Consider the following 19,500-nt stretch of genomic DNA (forward strand, 5'->3'; position numbering starts at 1 on the left):
TTTATTTTTTATGTGATGTCATGTTATTTTGGGTAGGTATGTTTAAAACAACCTTGGTTCCTGAAGCGGTACCATTTTCATGTAAATCAATTATTTGTAATCGCATTTTTTTCTCATGTATACTATTGTAACCAGAAATTCTATCTTTTAAAATCTCGGTACTCCAAGAGCGTCTCTTTTTCCTTCTATTAATTTTAGCAGCAGCTCTTCCAACACCATTATCGATAACTTTAATTTGAATATAATCATCTATCATTGAAAAATCTATAGTTAATCTCCAATCTTCTTCTTTATTAGATAATCCATGAATAATAGCATTTTCAATTATGGGTTGAATTAACATACAAGGGATTTTATGGTAATTAATATTTATCTCAGGAGAGATATTGAAAACAGTGTTTAGTCTTTTTTCGAAACGCATTTCTTCTAATTCGATGTAATTCTTTAAATAAGATATTTCATCCTTTAAAAAAGTCCATTCAGATCCTGTCATATCTAAAGTTGTGCGAAAAAGCTTAGAGAATATTTGAATATAATGCGTTGCTACTTTAACACCATCAAAAATTAACACACTTTGAATTCCATTTAAAGCATTTGATATAAAATGAGGGTTCATTTGTGCTCTTAATGCTTTAGATTCTTGTTTAACTATTTGTATTTGTGCTAAATATTTTTCATGAATTCTATTTTTTTTGTGTTGATAAAAAAGATATAAGCTTAGTAAAATTAAAAGAGCACACAAATAGTAAAACCAAGTAGTCTTGTAAAAAATTTGAGAAACGAAAATATTATATTTTAAATGATTAGACTGTTTTCCTTCATTATCATAACCTTTTATTTCTAGTGTATGATTTCCAGAAGGTAAATCTCGTAATCGTAATGAGCTAGTATTTTCCATTTTTGTCCATTCATTATTGTCATAATAACTGAGCTTGTAAAAGAAAAGATTGTCATTTGCATTGTTTATAACACTGTTTTTTAAAGCAAATCCCATTTCTATACTGTTATGATTATAAGAAAGCTTTATTTTTTTAGGTTTGTTAGAAAGCCCCATTCGTGTTCTAGTAACCTTTCCTTCTTCTGGATTGTATTTTTGTATATAAGAACAATAAATGGATGATTTTTGAGGATTAAATATTAGTTCGTCAGGATTAAAGTTTACAATACCATTTAAACCTCCAAAATATAAGGTGCCGTTTTTAGCTTTATAAAAAGATTTAGCATTAAATTCATTATGCGGCATTCCATCTTTTTCATAATATTTATTTGTTAATGAGTTGTCTATATTAAGTTGAATAAGCCCATTATAAGTACTAATCCATAAAAATTTTTCGTGAGGAATTAATCCAACAATATTGTTGTTTTTTAATCCAAAATCTTTTAATTCTATTTTTTTATAATTAGACTTTGCTGAAATTTCGTAAAGTCCATCACGAGAACCTGCCCAAATGTTTCCATAAGAATCCTTAGTGATAACTCTAATAGATTTGGACATATCTAAATTAGAATTATCATTTTTTAAGTAGGTAATAGTTTCGTTTGTAATTAAGTTTTTTCTATATAAACCTTGTAAACCACCAATCCATAAATTGTTGTTTTCTTTGTCTAAAAACAAATAATTTATTTCCTTGTTTAAATATATTGTAGGTGATAAATTACCAATGTATGCTAATTTTCTCGTACTTAGATTATATTCATAAAGTCCATTAGTAGTAGCTAACAATAGTTCATTGTATTTTATGTTAAGAATGTCAATAATGGTTGGAGGGAATTTTAACTTTAATTCATTGAAAAGAAGATGTTCAGTATAGGTATTATTCTTTAAATTAACATCATAAAGACGATTTGTAAAGCCATATAAAATAACTTTGGTTTTATTGTTAATGAATTCTATATCATATATTTTTCCATTATAAAAAAAGTCATTATTTGACACGTTTTTTAATTCAATTTTAGAAAAAACACTATCTGTATTAGCTTTTTTATACAAGCCATAATGAGCAGCAACGTAAGTATTTAAACTGTCGTCTTCAATAATTCCTCTAGTACTAATTAAGTTGTTTTTATTATTTAAAAAACGATTGAAAGAATTATTATAAAGCTGAAAACAATAAATTTTTTCAGGATTTATACCGATTATAGTGTTGTTATAAAGTTGAACTTTTTTTACGGAAACATTAAATGTATTGAAGGAATTGTTTTTTAAAATAGGTACTCCATTATTAATTATAAGAGTACCTAAGTATAATTTTTTAGTATCGGTAGCGATTAATTTATATGAATTTTTCGATACTTTTTTGATAGTTGAATCAAAGAAAGGTAATTGAAAAATTAAAGTCTTTAAATTTTTATTATAGAAATATTCTCCTTCTTCTTTTCCTAGTTTAAATTTTCCATAATAATTTTTTTGATAAGTAGAATTTTTAGAAAAATTAAGACAATAATAATTGTAAGACTTATTGCTTTTTTCAAACTTTTTAGTGAATGAATTAGGGAAAGGAAAAAAAGTTATTTTTTTACTATCATCTAATTTTCCTTTATAAATGCCATTATAAGTTAAAAAAGTAACATGTAAATTTGTTACGTTTAAAATTTTAGAAATATTTAATAGAAATAATTGTTTTTTGGGTAAAGGAACATTGAAGCTATATTTTTTTATTTCTTTATTTGGTGTAATGCAATAAAATATACCAGTACTTGAGCCTAACCAAATGTTATCGTTTGAATCTTCATAAGCAGAGTTAAACCAACTATCTCTTTTTTCTCCTATTTTCTCAGTAGGGTTTAAGCATTGAATAACCCCTTTAATAGGATCAATTTCAAAAGCTCCAAATTCAGTTAATGCCCAGAATAATCCATTCTTCGTTTCAATAAAATCATAGATTTCATTGATTATGTTCCCTTTCTTAGTTTTTAATTTGTAGAATTCTCTTTGGTTTCCCATTTCTCTAGTAACACCATTTAAGCTATTATGCCAGATAAAACTAGAGCTATCTATAAATAAAATTTTATTTTGAGAAGAAGAGATGCCGCTGTCGGCAATTGAAATTTCGTTTATTTTATTTTGAGATAAACAATGTATAGAAATAATAATAAGCCATAAAAAACTTATTATTTTAAACCTCTTAAGCCCCCACTTAATCATATATAAATACTATTACATCTATATATTAATAGATGATGTTAATTCATTTTAACAATAGAAGTTGTTATACTTAAGTAGTTTGGGCGGTTAAATATAATTTTTTATGACTAGAAGAACTAATTTTTAATTATTTATTACTTGACTTTAATTACCAATTACTAGTTGTTTTTTGATAAAAACTAATTCAATCTTCAAATGATTTCAAAAAAGCCTTCAGGTTTCCCCTTCGATTTACCGTTTATTACATATTACCTACCGTTGGTTACATAGATGTATACGTTAGTTGATTTACATAAGGTTTTTGTTAGGTATAGATGTTTCTTTGTACAAGAGTTATCGAAATATATAACTCGAAACAAGTTAGTTACAAAAGGTTTTTGTTAAACTAAATTATCAAGAATAGAATGCAAATTTATTAGGGCATTTAAAATTCTTTTAACAGATAATTTATTAGTAAACGAATTTATAAGATAGAAGTAACTATATGTTAAAAAAGTTCATAAAAATAAGGGATAAAGAAACAATGATAGAGTGGAGGCCATCAATGTTAAATCACCTACCAATAATAGTAGTTTGTTATTATGTTTAGATAATTAAGGGATATCTAGGGATACGTTATGTAAGGTTAGGCTATGGATTATTGGTAGGGAGTTGATGGTGGTTTCAAAATTTTATCATGATAAAATAATCATCAGCCCTATTCACTGAGTTGGGGGACTTAGGCTCTTTCTATTAAATATAGTATTATGGAATAGGGTTTGATGATTTTTTAATTGAAAATGTATTTGATTTAATTAACTATACTATTGATGTTTTCATATGAAATATAAAGTAAGGACTAGAAATGTACTTGTTATGTTGATGTTTTGCTCTTTTTCTATGTAATTGAATTATGAGGAAGTACTCAACTAGTTCTTACTTTTTAAATGATATGATTATGAAATTTAAATTGACAACATACAAAACGATAAGAGGAACAAAGGAAATTTTAGAGTTAAAAAAGAATAAAGCTACTGAGGCAATAATTTACAAAGATGATTTTCCTTGTTTTTATGTTGACTGTTTTGATTTGCTTACCGAATCGAATGTAATGATGAATAATATGGTGTTGTGCCGTCAACAAAAGTTAAAAGAAGTAATAAAGGAAATAAGTAGAAGAAATAAAGTAAACTTATCAATACGAAAGGCACCTTTCTTTTCTATTAAAAAAAAGGTTGAATTTAGAGAATTAGAATTACCGCCTTTGCCAAAAGTGTGGTTAATATAATAGAGAAGAATTGATACAAAATAAATTTAATTGTATACTAATTATGAAATATTAAAGGGAAGTTGTAAAGAAAACAATGCCCTGCCCCCCGAAAGACGCTTTATATTTAGGATGTTTCGAATTTCTAGGAATAAAGAGTTAGAAAGATGTTATGCAAATAACATCTTTCTTTTTTTGTTAAACTTTTGTTTTACTTGTTAAAAGCCATACTAAGTTGTACTCGTTTTCTAATAATATCAACTTCTAATACTTTTACTTCTACATGTTGATGTAAACTTACATATTCATTTACATCCTTAACAAAAGTATTAGCAAGGTTAGATACGTGTACTAATCCACTTTCTTTAATACCTATATCTACAAAGCATCCAAAGTTGGTTATATTATTTACAATTCCTGGGAGTATCATACCTGTTTTAATATCATCAATAGTTTTTATATGCTCGTTAAAACTAAAAGCTTTTGCTTTTTCTCTTGGATCTAAACCAGGTTTTTCTAATTCCTTTACTATATCTTGTAGGGTAGGTAGTCCGTAAGATTCTGTAACATATTGTTGTAATTTTAATTGTTTTAAAGCGAGAGTATTTCCTATTAAATCAACTACTTTATTACCTGAATCTTTAGCCATTTGTTTTACTAAAGTGTATCGTTCAGGATGAACTGCTGAGTCATCTAATGGATTATCGCTATTTTTAATACGTAAAAAACCGGCTGATTGTTCAAAAGCTTTTCCTCCTAATCGAGGTACTTTTTTAATAGCGGTTCTATTTGCAAAAGCTCCGTGTTCATTTCTGTAATTAACAATGTTTTCTGCTAATTTAGGTCCTATACCAGAGACATAACTTAATAAAGGAGCGCTTGCTGTATTTATATTTACACCAACTTTATTAACACAATGTTCAACAACTGTGTCTAATGATTTTTTTAAGTTTGACTGCTCTACATCATGTTGGTATTGTCCTACACCAATAGACTTTGCATCGATTTTAACCAATTCTGCTAAGGGGTCGGCTAATCTACGGCCAATTGATATTGCTCCACGGACTGTTACATCATAATTTGGAAATTCATCACGAGCAATTTTTGAAGCTGAGTAAATAGAGGCTCCTGCTTCGCTGACAACAAAAATTTCTATAGACTTTTTAAAGTGAATTCGTTTTACAAGCTGTTCTGTTTCTCTAGAGGCTGTTCCATTCCCGATAGCAATTGCTTCAATCTTATACGCATCCGTTAATGAGCTGATTTTTTTAATAGCTTCAGTTGTTTGACGTTGAGGCGCATGAGGAAATATTGTTTCGTTATGCAATAAATTACCTTGAGCATCTAAACAAACTACTTTACAACCAGTTCTAAAACCTGGATCGATAGCTAATATGCGTTTTTCACCTAATGGAGCCCCTAATAAAAGTTGTTGTAAGTTTTTAGCAAATACTTTTATAGCACTTTCATCTGCTTTTTCTTTTGCTAAATTAAGAGCTTCTGTACTTAGAGAGGGCAAAAGTAAACGTTTGTAAGCATCAGCTATGGCCAACTCAATTTGATCGGCACATTCGTTATGTGAACGGATAATTCTATCCTCCATTTTTTGAAGTGCTCGTTCGTTATCTATTTCAATTTTTACTCGAATGAAGCCTTCTTTTTCAGCTCTTAAGATTGCTAACAAACGATGTGAAGGAATACGACTTAAATTTTCTTCCCAATCGAAATAGTCTTTAAATTTTTGAGCAGCTTCTTCGTCTTTTTTAGTTTTAACAACTTTTGTAATAATAGTAGCAAAACGTTCTAGTTGATATCTAATATTATTTCTAATATCTGTACGTTCATTAACCCATTCAGCGATAATATGACGAGCTCCTTCTAATGCCTTTTCTTCTGAATCTACATCATTATTAATATATTTAGAAGCTGTATATTCTAAGTCATTTACTCTTTGACTCATAATCATTTTAGCCAATGGTTCTAAGCCATTTTTACGAGCAGTTTCAGCTTTTGTTTTACGTTTCTTTTTATATGGGAGATATAAATCTTCTAAAGAAGTAAGGTCTTCTATTTTATCTATTTTATCTCTTAGTTCTTGAGTTAAAAGATCTTGATCTTCAATAGCCTTTAGAATAGCTGTTTTCCTTTTTTCAAGAGCTTCAAACTGTTCTTTTAATTGAACTATTAGTCCAATTTCAACTTCATCCAAATTCCCTGTTTTTTCTTTACGATAACGTGCAATAAAAGGAACGGTACAATCCTCATTTAATAATTCGATAGTATTTTGAATTGATTTTTGTGAGATTTGACTGCGTGAAGTTATGTAGGATATAAGTTGCATAAATTAATTGAATTTATAGTAAGAATACTTTTTTGTTAAAGGTAAATAAGATCCAAGAATAGTTGAGTTGTTGGTTTTAAAAACATCAAAAGCTATAGGAACTTCTATTTTTTGTTGCACGTTTTCATATATACCATCTTTCTCGTTAGATAATATTGGTTTTATAAAACTAGTAATTTTATCATATAAATTTTTTTCAATAGTACCTGACAAATGATTAAAGTTTTCATCAAAAAGACAATGAATACGAACAGATTTTGTTGTTAAATAACTAGTATAAGAATTAAAACTTACTTGAGAAAAGTTATTAGTATCTATAAAATTTGGAGCTCCAGACATTAATGCGGCTCCTAAAATCGTAGAAATTGTATTAATCCCTTTGCTTGCTAATTTAGAGCTTCCAATAACTATTTCATAGCTATTTTTATTTTTCATTACACCAATACCAATGTTACTTTGAGAAATCTTTCTTAAAAATTTATTTGTTTTTTCTAAATCTCGGTGCTTTTCAAAAGCACCTCCTTCTTGAAGGATAGGTGTATTTTTAAAATTAATTGGGTTGTTTGATTTAGCTGTTATTTCTTTTAATAATTGTTCTTTTTTGATATCATAAATAGTAAACGTCAATATGTTTTTTGATACTGCTACTTGAAATAATAGATCATTGTGAATAAAAGAATTAGATCTTTTATACATTTTTTTCACACTGAATAAAGGTTTTTTTATTTTTTGAAATGAGTAAGTGCCTTTATCTATATTTAATGTTAATATTTGTGTGTAGAATCTATTTTTATCTAGCGTAATTATTACATTGTTATTGTTAACATAAAGCTTACTTAATCTTGAAGTAAGATCTATTGAAGTAGGTGAAGTTTGATTTCTTTTAGTCGTTGTAGAAAAGCTTTTATAAACTATCTCATTTTTATATGGGATTTCATTAATTTTAGTAAGTTCATAGGCTATATTTTCAATCTCTCTATGGTTAGGTTTAGTGTAATCAACTAGAAGTTTTTTAAAAGAAATTTCTTTAATATCAGTAATTAAAAACTTTTCATTTTGAAAGTTAAATTTGGTTGAGGTAGCTTTACCATTACTATGATAGTTCCTAGAAACTATGGTTGAGTTTTTTTCATTCAGAAAAAGTAAATGAACTTTATTTCCTTTATTAATACTTTGAAGAAACCGAAGGTTTTTTAACCCAAAATTACTCTCAGTTATAATTGTTTTGTTTGCGTTAAATAAGAATTTAGCTAAAATAAATTTACTTCTTTCATTATTAGAAAGAATAAGAGTATAATTATTTTCTCGATCATATAATTTTCCAATAATTACGTTGTATTTAGGTTTTAGACCTTTTAAAACTAACTTTTTTTTATTGTGAAAATCTTTATTTAATAAATAGGCATAAATACTTTTCTTTTTAAATAAGAATGTTGAAATATTATCAGTGTATTTATTAAATATTGAAAATGATTTTTGAATGTTTTTTGATGAGTTTTCTATTTCAGGGTTAAAACTTCCAATTTGTTTTTGTGAATAAACATAAGTTAAGTTCAAAATCATCAAAATGAAAATAATTCTTTTCATAACAAATACTAGTTTTACCTTCTAAATTTTCTTAAATAGTAAATTTTAGTTGTAGGGTCATAAGAACCTCTGACAAAATAATCTTTATATTTAAAAACTGTAACTCCAGTTTTACCTCTTTTAGGAATATTTCTCATCTTATCAAAGATATTGTCTTGAGGGTTTGCATCTTTAATATGATCAAAATCATCATTAAATAGACATTCTATTTGTGTTGATTTAGTATTAGAGAAAGAATCATAAGCTAACATAGTTGGATTAAAAAATAATGATACATTACCAAAACTAGCCATTGGAATTCCTCCAAATCCGCCCATCATCATTGGTGCAGCAGCTCTTTGTTTAACATATCCTCCAATAGATAAATGATAATTTCCTTCATTTTTTATTACAGAAACACCAATTTTATTGGAAGTGATTTTTCGAAGAAATTTTTTAGTTTTTTCGAGTTCTCTATGATTATTATAAAAACCTCCTTTTTGAACAATAGGAGAGTTTTTAAATGTTATGTCCTCATCTTTACTAGCTGCATACTCTTTTAAAAATTCTCCAGTATTATAATCAACTATATGCATAGAAAAGATATTCTTAGTAGAAGCAATAAGTACTATTTTATCATCATAAATGAAAGAATTAGTTTTTTTTCTTCCTGATTTTATATGAGTTAAAGGTTTTTTAAAACTATTTTTTGTGGCTTTTATAGAGTCAAGATTTATAGTTAATACTTGTGTAAACTCCTTGTTTTTATCGAAGGTAAATACAATATTATTATCTCTTAAATATATTTTGTTATCCTCAGAAACAGTTTCAATAGAATTAGGTGTATCTTTTTCAAACTTCTTAATAGGAGTACGATCAAATGGTAAAAGTAAATTGGTAGCTAAAACTACGTTGCCATTTTTATTTAAAAAACTAAGGTTTGTAGTGTCAATAATGTGGTATTGTAAACTGTTATCATTGTTAAAATAATTAAGTAAAATACTCCCTGTTATTTTACTGGCTGATAAGATGTAAAACTTATTTTTATATGATATGGTTTGAATAAATTCTTGGCCAGAAGGCAAAGCAAATTCATGAATAGAATTTTCTTTAGTGTCAAAAGAGAAGTCTATATAAGCAAACTGATCTTTGTCTTTGTTTGTTAAGTATATTTTATAATTATTATTTTGTATACTACTACCTAATAATACTTTATATTTTCTTTTCTTGGTTATTGATGATACTTCCCCTTTAACTTTAAATTGATCGTTTAGTTTATAACCATATACATTCTTAGCATCGGCAATAAAAATAGTTACTTCATTGTTTTCGCTATTTATAATAGGAATAACATCTTTAATGTCTGTTGAGTTTTTCTTTAAATGATTTTTAAAACTAGTAATTTCAGTTTGAGCGAATAGGGAATAAGATATCAATCCCATTAAAAGGATAGTTAAGCAATTTTTTTTCATGATTTTTATGGTTGAATTTATAAAAAAACCTCACTAAAAAAGTGAGGTTGCGAATATACTAAAATGTTGTTTTTAATGCTTAGTCTAAAAATTACAATTAGACTGTTCTAATATTAATTTTCAACAATGTTTAAAACCTTTGTATTAGCTACATACTTTCCGTTTTGAGTAATACCTTCAATAAAAAGAGTAAAATTAGTATTAGCTGGGTTGTGTATTTTAAATTGTAATTCTCCGTTATTATTTATTTTAGCATTAGGAATCCAGTCGATAACTCCATATTCTTTATAAAAAGTGTTATGGTAGGTTTTATACTTAGGAACGTAGAATTTTTTATTATCAGAGAAGGTCAATGGAAATTTAAATTCTCTAGTATTTTCAACTGGTTTTTTATATTCAACACCTTTTTTTGTGTAAATTCTTATTATACCACCAGCTCCTCTAAATCCTTCTCCAAATCCTAATGGATTTGAAACAATATAATCTACTTGATTCATATAAAAGAAATATAGAAATTGACCACTTATTTGAACATCATTTAAGTAAAGAAGAGGAGTAGGTCTCCTATTGGTATTTATTATTTCACCATTCTCATTTTCTAATAATAGACTCATATTCATAGTGCGAAGATTTTGTACGACTAGTCCATTAGAGGCGTCTCTTGCAGTAAAAGAAGGTACATAAGCGTTTATATATTGAGCTAACGTTAAATATGAGCTGCCTATTACCTTATTAGGGTCATATACTTGATTAAAACTATTTCCAATTTTATCAAGTTTTTTTTGCCTTAAATTGGCTTTGATTAAAACTTCATCTAATTCTTGATCTTTATTTAATTGAGAATATTCAAAAGGTTTTACATTAGTTTCTAAAGAATACGTAGAAGATTTTGGAGAAAGAGTTGAGGTTAGATAATGATTAAACTCAGGAATGCTCCTAGGGTAAAACTGAACATATAAATTAGGTTTTACTAATGTTCCTTTTTTATCCAATGCACTTAATTTTAAAGGCTCATTATCAACAGGGAAAAATCCATTTTCTACAAAATCATTTCTGTTTTCTTGTAGTTTAATAATACTAGGATTATTAAGTTTTGAAGAAGGAATAAAGAATGTAGAGTTGTCTAGGTTGTTTCTATTTACTTTAATAGCAATACCATTTTCAAAAGTAAAACTATTAGGAATATTGTTGTTAAAAATAGTATTCCAGTTATAACTACTCCATCCTTGTGTAAGTAATAAATTATCTAAATGATATTTCTTTTTCCTATCAATATTGGTAAAATAATATCCAGCATTTTCTATATAACCTTTTACGTAAGGTTGTAAGTGTGTATAAGAAATAATGTTATGGTTTTTTTGATAAGACTTTGTTCCTTTAGGTAGTACAGAAACACTTAAATGCATGTTACTTTTAGCTTGGTTTACTATTTCAGAAACTGGAATACTAACTTGTAAAGAATCTCCTCTTTTTGATACGCTAGGCTTTTCTAAACTCAAAGCATTAATACCTTTGTAGTTAAAGAAAAGACGTTCTAATACAGGATTATTATTAGCATCGAAAAGAGTAAAAATATTAATACCAGGCATCAAATCGTTATAATCAAATACCTTAACTAAACTTGTTTTTTGAAAGTTAATATTTCCTTTTTGAATAATATCTCCATTGTGAATCACTAATTTAAAAGGCTGTTTTTTTATCTTTTTTAAAGTTTCTCTGTTAGTATTTAATTCTAAAGCAACTTTAGTATTTGATGGATTAAGACGAATTGAGATACCTCTACTTTTTATTTCTCTTATAAGGTATTTATACTCTTTACCTTGATAATTAACTTTAACCGTATAAGTTTCTTCCGTTTTTGGAGTTAATGAGAATTTTCCTATTCCTAAAAAATTAGTTTTAAAATCAGTAACCAATTGATTAGAAGAGTTATAAATTTTACCTTTTAAATTAGGAATACCATATCCGTTATCGTTTTTTATAGTAACTCCCACATTTGTTTTTATATTATTTACAAAATGACCTCCTTCTGGAAGAAATTGAGCATCGATGATATCTGAGGCTATTACTCTTTTTTCAAAGGCAGTTTTTTCAGGATCAATCACTTCAAAAGTTTCAATAAACGCATTAGGTTCATTAAAGTTTTTCATCCAGTTTGTATATGCTTTGAAAGTATATTTCCCTTCAGAAAAAAGGCTATCTATATTAAAAGTATTGTAGGCGATTCCTTTATCAACTTTAAGAAGTTTACTTTTAACAACATTGTTGTTTTCATCAGTAATTACACAGTATAAATTTTTAGTTGATACTGAAGGTGTTTTCTTGACTTTATCGATTATGTAACTACAGAATCCCAATATCTCTCCTTTGATATAGGTTGATTTATTAAGTTGAGAATACGCAATTTCTCTATAATTAGAAGCATAGTTTTTGAAGTCTTTTATTATTGGACTTAGTGTTTTTTGTTGTGCATAAGATTGTGAGGTTAAAAAAAAGAGGCTGTAAATTAAAAGTAGTTTAAAAGATTGATTAAGCAATTTTTTGAAAAATAAATAGTTGATTTTCATATTTGTTGAATTTTTTGCAATTATTTCTGATAAATTAACAAAAATCATGCCTAAGTTATTGGATTTTACTTTTAATTTAAACTATAGCTTTTATTATTTAATAATCTTATAAAATACAAGACCTCGCATAAATACGAGGTCTTAATAAAATTAGAATTGAGTTATTTTATTGTTAGTTTTCAACAAGATTTAAAACCTTTTTACTTGCTATATATCTTCCATTTAGAGTAATTCCTTCTATAAAAAGGGTTACGTTAGTATTGGCTGGATTGTGTATTTTAAACTGTAATTTTCCGCTATCATTTATAGTAGCATTTGGAATCCAGTCGATAACCCCATATTCTTTATAAAAAGAATTATGATAAGTGTTGTATTTAGGTATATAGAATTTTTTATTCTTAGAGAAGGTTATAGGGAATTTAAACTTTCTAGAGTTTTCAATCGGACTTTTATATTCTATTCCTTTTTTGGTATAAATTCTTATAGAACCTTGAGCTCCTCTTAATCCTAACCCAAACCCAAAAGGGTTTGAGACAATATAATCTACTTGCCCCATGTTAAAATTGGTTAAAAACTCTGGACTTGTTTGATTATCGTCTAAAAAGAGCAGAGGATAATTAGGGCTTATAAAACTACTACCTCCTCTATTAATTTGAGGAGTTTCTCTATTGTCTTCTTGTTGACTATCTTCATTATTCTCAACTGTTAAGCTCATATTTTGAGCGCGAAGGTTTGTGATTGTTAGTATTCCATGTACCTCTTTTGCTGAAAAAGCGGGGATATATGAATTTATATATTGGGCTAAAGTTAAATTTTCAGTGCCTATTGATGCGTTAGGGTCAAAAACTGCAAATGAAGTACCTCTAATTTTATCAAGTCTTTTTTGTCTTAAATTGGCTTTAATTACAACTTCATCTAGTTTTTGATTTGAGTTTAATTGAAAATCTTCAAAAGGTTTTACTTCTGTTTCTAATGAATATGTAGAAGGTTTTGGGGGGAGTATTGAAGTTAGATAATGGTTAAACCTAGGTATAACTCTAGGGTAAAATTGAACATATAAGTTAGGCTTTACAAGTGTTCCTTTTTTATCAAATGCACTTAAACTTAAAGCTTCATTCCCAATTGGAAATAATCCATTTACAACGAAATTATTTTTAGCTTCTTGTAATTTTATAATACTAGGGTTATGAAGATTTAAAGCAGAAATATAAAATGTAGAATGGTTTGGAGTATTTCTATTTGCTTTAATAGTAATACCTTTTTCAAAAGTAAAACGATTTGGTGTTTTTTTGTTAAAAATAGTATTCCAATTGTAACTACTCCATCCTTGCGTAAGTAATAAATTATCTAAATGGTATTTCTTTTTTCTATTGATATTAGTAAAATAATATCCTGCATTTTCTATATAACCTTTGACATAAGGTTGTAAAAATGTATAGGAAATGATATTATGATTTTTTTGATAAGACTTTGTTCCTTTTGGTAAGACAGATATACTTAAATGTACTTTGTCATCTACTTCTTTTGTTAGTTGAGTAATCGGAATGCTTATTTGTAAAGAATCTCCTGCTTTCGAGATATTAGTTTTTTCTAAATTTAATGTGTTAACACCATTATAATTAAAGAAAAGACGTTCTAAAACAGGGGTGTTATTAGCGTCGAAAAGAGTAAAAATATTTATTCCAGGTAATAAATCATTATAATCAAATACCTTAATTAAGTTAGTTCTATTAAAACTAATGTTTCCTTCTTTAATAATGTTTCCATTATGAATTATTAGTTTAAAAGGTTGATCTTTTATTTCTTTTAAAGTTTCATTGTTAGTGTTTAATTCTAAAGCAACTTTAGTATTTGAAGGATTAAAGCGAATTGAAATTCCTTTATTTTTAATTTCTTTTATAAGATATTTATATTCTTTATCTAAATAATTAATTTTAACCGTATAAGTTTCTTCTATTTTTGGAGTTAATGAGAATTTACCAATTCCTAGAAAATTAGTTTTAAAAGAAACTATTTGGTTGTCAGCTGAATCATAAACAGTACCTTCTAAATCAGAAACCCCATATCCATTATCATTTTTTATGGTAACACCTACATTTGTTTTTACATTATTTACAAAATGTCCACCTTCTGGAAGAAATTGAGCATCTAATATATCAGATGCTTTTACTCTTTCTCTAAAAGGTGTTTTTTCAGGATCAATCACTTCAAAAGTTTCAATGAAAGCATTAGGCTCATTATAGTTTTTCATCCAGTTTGTATATGCTTTAAATGTATATTTTCCTGTAGAAAAAAGACTGTCAATATTAAAAGTATTGTAGGTAATTCCTTTGTTGGTTCTAAGAAGTTTACTCTTTATAACATTATTGTTTTGGTCAGTAATTACACAGTATAAATTTTTAGTTGATAGTGAAGGTGTTTTCTGGATTTTATCTATTACATAACTGCAAAAGCCTAATGTTTCACCTTTAACATAGGTTGATTTGTTGAGTTGAGAGTATGCAACTTCTCTGTAACTAGAAACATAGTTTTCAAAATTCTTAATTATCGGATTTGATGTTTCTTGCTGTGCGTAAGATTGTGAGATTAAAAAAAAGAAGTTGTAAGCTAAAAATAATTTAAAAAAATTACTAAGCAATAATTTTTTGCGGAATAAGGGTATTGTTTTCATATGTTTTGTTTTTTTTAGCAATTATTACCGATAAATCTACAAAAAATATAATTAAAATATTAAAATAGCTTTTTTTAGAAGAAGAATATAAATAAAAAACATCCAATAGTTAAACTACTGGATGTTAGATAGATGGTTGTTTTTATTTTTCGTTTTTAAGCTATAAATTCTCCATTGTTGACCTTATCGGAAGGTTGTACAAAAGCAAGCTTACCATCTGGAGTATCCGTCATTAAAATCATTCCTTGACTAACCACTCCACGTAATTTTCTTGGTGCTAAATTACACAATACAGATACTTGTTGACCAATAATGTCTTCTGGTTTAAAGCTTTCAGCAATACCAGAAACAATAGTTCTTTTATCAATACCTACATCTACTGTAAGTTTTAATAATTTTTTAGTTTTAGCTACTTTTTCAGCTTCTAAAATAGTACCTACACGAATATCTAATTTTGTGAAGTCATCAAATTCTATAGTATCTTTTTGTGGTTCTATTACTTTATTTGCTGCTTCATTAGCTTTTTTAGTTGCTTCTAATTTTGCTAATTGCTCTTCAATAGTTTTATCTTCTATTTTAGCAAATAATAACTCAGGTTTACCTTCTTGTATTTGATGCCCTTCTGGTAATAAAACTTCTTTTTCAGAAACTTCATTCCATTGTAAGTTTTCATCAGTTTTTAATATCGATTTTAACTTCTTCGAAGTAAAAGGCACGAAAGGTTCTGATAATACCGATAAAGCTGTTGCTATTTGTAAGGCAACATGCATAATTGTTTTAACACGCTCTTCATTAGTTTTAATTAACTTCCAAGGTTCTTCGTCAGCTAAATATTTATTTCCTAAACGAGCTAAGTTCATTAACTCTTGTGAAGCCTCTCTAAAACGATAACGTTCAATAGACTTGGCAATAATATTAGGGAATTCTTTTAAAGCTGTTAAGGTATCTTCATCAACCTCTGAAAAATCGTTTGGAGTAGGAACAATACCATTGTAGTATTTGTTAGTTAATACTACTACACGATTAATAAAGTTACCAAAAATGGCTACTAATTCGTTATTGTTTTTTGCTTGAAAGTCTTTCCAAGTAAAATCGTTGTCCTTACTTTCAGGTGCGTTAGCTGTTAAAGTATAACGTAACACGTCTTGTTGGCCTGGGAATTCTTCTAAATATTCGTGTAACCAAACGGCCCAGTTCTTAGAAGTTGATAATTTATTTCCTTCTAAATTTAAAAATTCGTTAGCAGGTACATTTTCAGGTAAGATATAATCTCCATGAGCCTTTAGCATAGAAGGGAAAATAAGACAGTGAAATACAATATTATCTTTCCCAATAAAATGTACTAGTTTAGTGTCATCTTTTTTCCAATAATCTTCCCAGTTTTTACCTTCTCTTGCGGCCCATTCTTTAGTAGCAGAGATATATCCAATAGGAGCATCAAACCATACATATAATACTTTTCCTTCAGCTCCTTCAACTGGTACTGGAATTCCCCAATCTAAATCACGTGTTACTGCACGAGGACGTAAACCATCATCAATCCACGATTTACATTGTCCTAAAACGTTAGGTTTCCAATCATTTTTATGACCTTCTAAAATCCATTCGCGTAAAAATGCTTCATGTTTATCTAAAGGTAAAAACCAGTGTTTTGTTTCTTTTAGTGTAGGAATATTTCCTGTAATTGCTGACTTTGGGTTAATTAAGTCGGTAGCATTATGACTTGTACCACATTTTTCACATTGATCTCCGTAACTTTCTTCATTTCCACACTTTGGACAAGTACCAATTACAAAACGATCTGCTAAATATTGATCTGCTTCTGCATCGTATAATTGCTCTGTTACTTCTTCAATAAATTCTCCATCGTTGTATAACTTAATAAAGAATTCAGAAGCTGTTTTATGATGAATTTCAGCTGAGGTACGAGAATAATTATCAAACGAAATACCAAAATCTTCAAACGACTTTTTAATAATTCCGTGATATTTATCAATAATATCTTGAGGAGTAACACCTTCTTTTTTTGCTCGCATTGGAATAGCTACTCCGTGTTCATCTGAACCACAGATGTAGGCTACATCTTTACCTCTTTGGCGTAAATAACGTGCATAAATATCTCCAGGAACATAAACACCTGCTAAATGACCAATATGAATAGGTCCGTTTGTATAAGGTAATGCTGCTGTAATTGTATATCTTTTAGGTGTACTCATGTTTTTTTACTAAAATTAAAGGGCAAAAGTACAAAAAAGCAATTTTTTATACTGTTATAAAATAGGTACATTTGATAGATTTTATACTTTAGAATCAAGAAAAAAAGACATGATTATGATAAAAAGAATATTCTTGTTGTTTTTTATGCTGATGATTTCATCAGTTTTTTCACAAACTAAACATATGAAGTTAGTAAAACCACCGTATTTACAAAAAGGAGATACGATTGCAATAGTAGCCCCGGCAGGTATTTTGAAAAACAGAAAACACATTATCGATAAAGCTAAAGAATTAGCAGAAAGTTGGGGGTTAAAAGTGGTTTATGGTAAACATATGTTTAATCAAAACCATCATTTTGCTGGTACAGATGAAGAACGTTGTCAGGATATTCAAGATGCATTAAATAATCCTAATATAAAAGCAATTTGGTCAGCTCGAGGTGGGTACGGTTCTGTTAGAATTCTAGATAAGTTGGATTTTACTAAGTTTAAAGAAAACCCAAAATGGATAATAGGCTATTCTGATATTACCGCTTTTCATAATCATATTCATAACTTGGGAATTGAAACAATACATGGTATGATGGGAACAAGTATGCAAGATGAAATAAAAGATATCCCAGAAACTATTGAAACGTTGAGAAAAGCATTGTTTGGAGAAACATTAAACTATACTATACAATCATCGAAATATAATAGAATAGGAGAAGTGTCAGGTGAGATAATAGGAGGAAACATTGCTATTTTAGCCTCTATGCTTGGTTCAGATAGTCAAATGTCAACAGAAGGAAAGATTCTTTTTATTGAAGAAATTGGTGAATATAAGTATGCTATTGATAGAATGTTGCAAAGTCTAAAACGAGCAGGTTATTTTAATAAATTGAAAGGAGTTATTGTTGGAGATATGACTAAGATTAAAAGAAATACAACTCCTTGGGGGAGTTCTATAGAACAGTTGATTTTAGATGTGATTCCTAAAGACATTCCTGTTATGTTTAGTTTTCCTGCTGGTCATGAACCAGACAATAGAGCTTTGATAATGGGAAGAATTGTTAAGTTAAATATTGATAAAAACAGTTCTTCAGTCACTTTTACAAATTAAATAAACTTCGTTTCATTTTGATTTAAATCAAAACCGTTTTTTTGCTTTTTCAGGAACTTTGTTATGTAAACAAATAAAGAATGAAAAAGAGCGAATTATATATTTTATTACCCTTTATTTTAGTTTTTTTCTATTCATGTTCAAATGAAACAGAAGTAGATGAATATACTTTATTGCCTTATAAACTAGATTTTACTGGCTTTTCACAACCAAACATTCCTGAAGATAATCAACTAACAGAGCAAGGAGTTTCCTTAGGTAGGAAGCTTTTTTATGAGAAAAGTTTAAGTAAAGATAATTCGATTTCCTGCGCTTCTTGTCATCAGCAAAAGAATGCATTTTCAGATAAAAGAAGGTTTTCTATTGGAGTGAAAAAGTTACCAGGAAAAAGACAAGCTATGGCTATTTTTAATATGGCATGGAATACAAACGATTTCTTTTGGGATGGTAGAGCTCATTTATTAAGAGATCAGGCTTTAATGCCTATTGAAGATGAATTAGAAATGGATGAAACAATAGAAAATGTTATAGAAAAGCTTAAAAAGAAAAATGACTATAAATTGTTATTTAATAAGGTTTTTCCTAGTAGAGGAATATCTGCAGAAACCATTTCTTTAGCATTAGAGCAGTTTATGAACTCAATTATTTCGAATCAAAGCAAATATGATCGCTATTTAAGAAAAGAAGAGAAATTAACAATAAGTGAAGAAAGAGGTCGAATATTATTTTTTAAAGGTTATGATGGAAACAATCCAAAGAATTCTGGAGCTAATTGTGCGCAATGTCATAATGGTGCTAACTTTGAGAACAATGAGTACATGAATAATGGCTTAGATTTAGAAGTTAATTTTAAAGATATTGGAAGAGAGAAAGTAACTCAAAGTTCTTTTGATAGAGCAAAATTTAAAGTGCCTTCTTTAAGAAATATCGAGGTAACAGCACCTTATATGCATGACGGAAGGTTTAAAACATTAGAAGAAGTTATAAACCATTATAATAATGAAGTGGTAAATTCACCTACTTTAAACTTAACATTAGCAAGTATTAGTAAAAAAGGCCTGGAATTAACAGAACAGGATAAACAAGATTTAATAGCATTTTTAAAAACATTAACAGATACTAATTTGTTAGAAAATCCAAAGTTTTCAAATCCATTCAAATAAGTTGTAACTTA

Annotated in this window: 10 protein-coding genes; 3 read left to right on the forward strand and 7 right to left on the reverse strand. The window is 27.8% G+C overall.

What is annotated here, in order from left to right; translation table 11 throughout:
* Window position 1: 1 nt before the first annotated feature.
* Window positions 2-3,145, reverse strand: coding sequence for a sensor histidine kinase (locus ACOQN8_RS07495; RefSeq protein WP_420552212.1), 3,144 nt, complete (start codon window positions 3,143-3,145; stop codon window positions 2-4).
* A 937-nt stretch (window positions 3,146-4,082) separates the two neighbouring features.
* Between ACOQN8_RS07495 and ACOQN8_RS07500 the strand changes: the two genes are divergently transcribed.
* A complete protein-coding gene (locus ACOQN8_RS07500; protein WP_272150765.1) occupies window positions 4,083-4,412 on the forward strand; it encodes a hypothetical protein in 330 nt (109 codons plus the stop codon).
* Window positions 4,413-4,602: 190 nt separating this feature from the next.
* Here ACOQN8_RS07500 and ACOQN8_RS07505 read toward each other — a convergent pair whose 3' ends face one another.
* From ACOQN8_RS07505 to metG, 6 genes are all read right to left on the reverse strand, one after another.
* Window positions 4,603-6,732 (reverse strand): Tex family protein, encoded by a 2,130-nt coding sequence (locus ACOQN8_RS07505; protein WP_420552213.1) that lies wholly within the window; start codon window positions 6,730-6,732, stop codon window positions 4,603-4,605.
* 3 nt (window positions 6,733-6,735) lie between these two features.
* Window positions 6,736-8,319: a hypothetical protein gene (locus tag ACOQN8_RS07510; RefSeq protein WP_420552214.1), complete on the reverse strand. Its 1,584-nt coding sequence runs from the start codon at window positions 8,317-8,319 to the stop codon at window positions 6,736-6,738.
* Window positions 8,320-8,333: 14 nt separating this feature from the next.
* Complete coding sequence (locus ACOQN8_RS07515) at window positions 8,334-9,770, reverse strand: hypothetical protein (protein WP_420552215.1); 1,437 nt, start codon at window positions 9,768-9,770, stop codon at window positions 8,334-8,336.
* A 113-nt stretch (window positions 9,771-9,883) separates the two neighbouring features.
* The gene (locus ACOQN8_RS07520) at window positions 9,884-12,337 is read right to left on the reverse strand and encodes a hypothetical protein (protein WP_420552216.1); all 2,454 of its coding nucleotides are present in this window, start codon (window positions 12,335-12,337) and stop codon (window positions 9,884-9,886) included.
* A 172-nt stretch (window positions 12,338-12,509) separates the two neighbouring features.
* Window positions 12,510-15,008, reverse strand: coding sequence for a hypothetical protein (locus tag ACOQN8_RS07525; protein WP_420552217.1), 2,499 nt, complete (start codon window positions 15,006-15,008; stop codon window positions 12,510-12,512).
* Window positions 15,009-15,163: 155 nt separating this feature from the next.
* Complete coding sequence (metG, locus tag ACOQN8_RS07530) at window positions 15,164-17,224, reverse strand: methionine--tRNA ligase (RefSeq protein ID WP_420552218.1); 2,061 nt, start codon at window positions 17,222-17,224, stop codon at window positions 15,164-15,166.
* Window positions 17,225-17,408: 184 nt separating this feature from the next.
* On the opposite strand from metG, the gene ACOQN8_RS07535 reads away from it, so the two are divergent.
* Window positions 17,409-18,326 carry a S66 peptidase family protein gene (locus tag ACOQN8_RS07535; protein WP_420552219.1) on the forward strand — a complete coding sequence of 306 codons (918 nt, stop codon included), beginning with the start codon at window positions 17,409-17,411 and terminating at the stop codon, window positions 18,324-18,326.
* An 80-nt stretch (window positions 18,327-18,406) separates the two neighbouring features.
* On the forward strand, window positions 18,407-19,489 hold the full coding sequence (locus tag ACOQN8_RS07540; protein WP_420552220.1) for a cytochrome-c peroxidase: 1,083 nt from the start codon (window positions 18,407-18,409) through the stop codon (window positions 19,487-19,489).
* Window positions 19,490-19,500: the final 11 nt, after the last annotated feature.

The organism is Tenacibaculum aiptasiae, from assembly GCF_965221665.1.
GTDB classification, from domain to species: domain Bacteria; phylum Bacteroidota; class Bacteroidia; order Flavobacteriales; family Flavobacteriaceae; genus Polaribacter; species Polaribacter aiptasiae.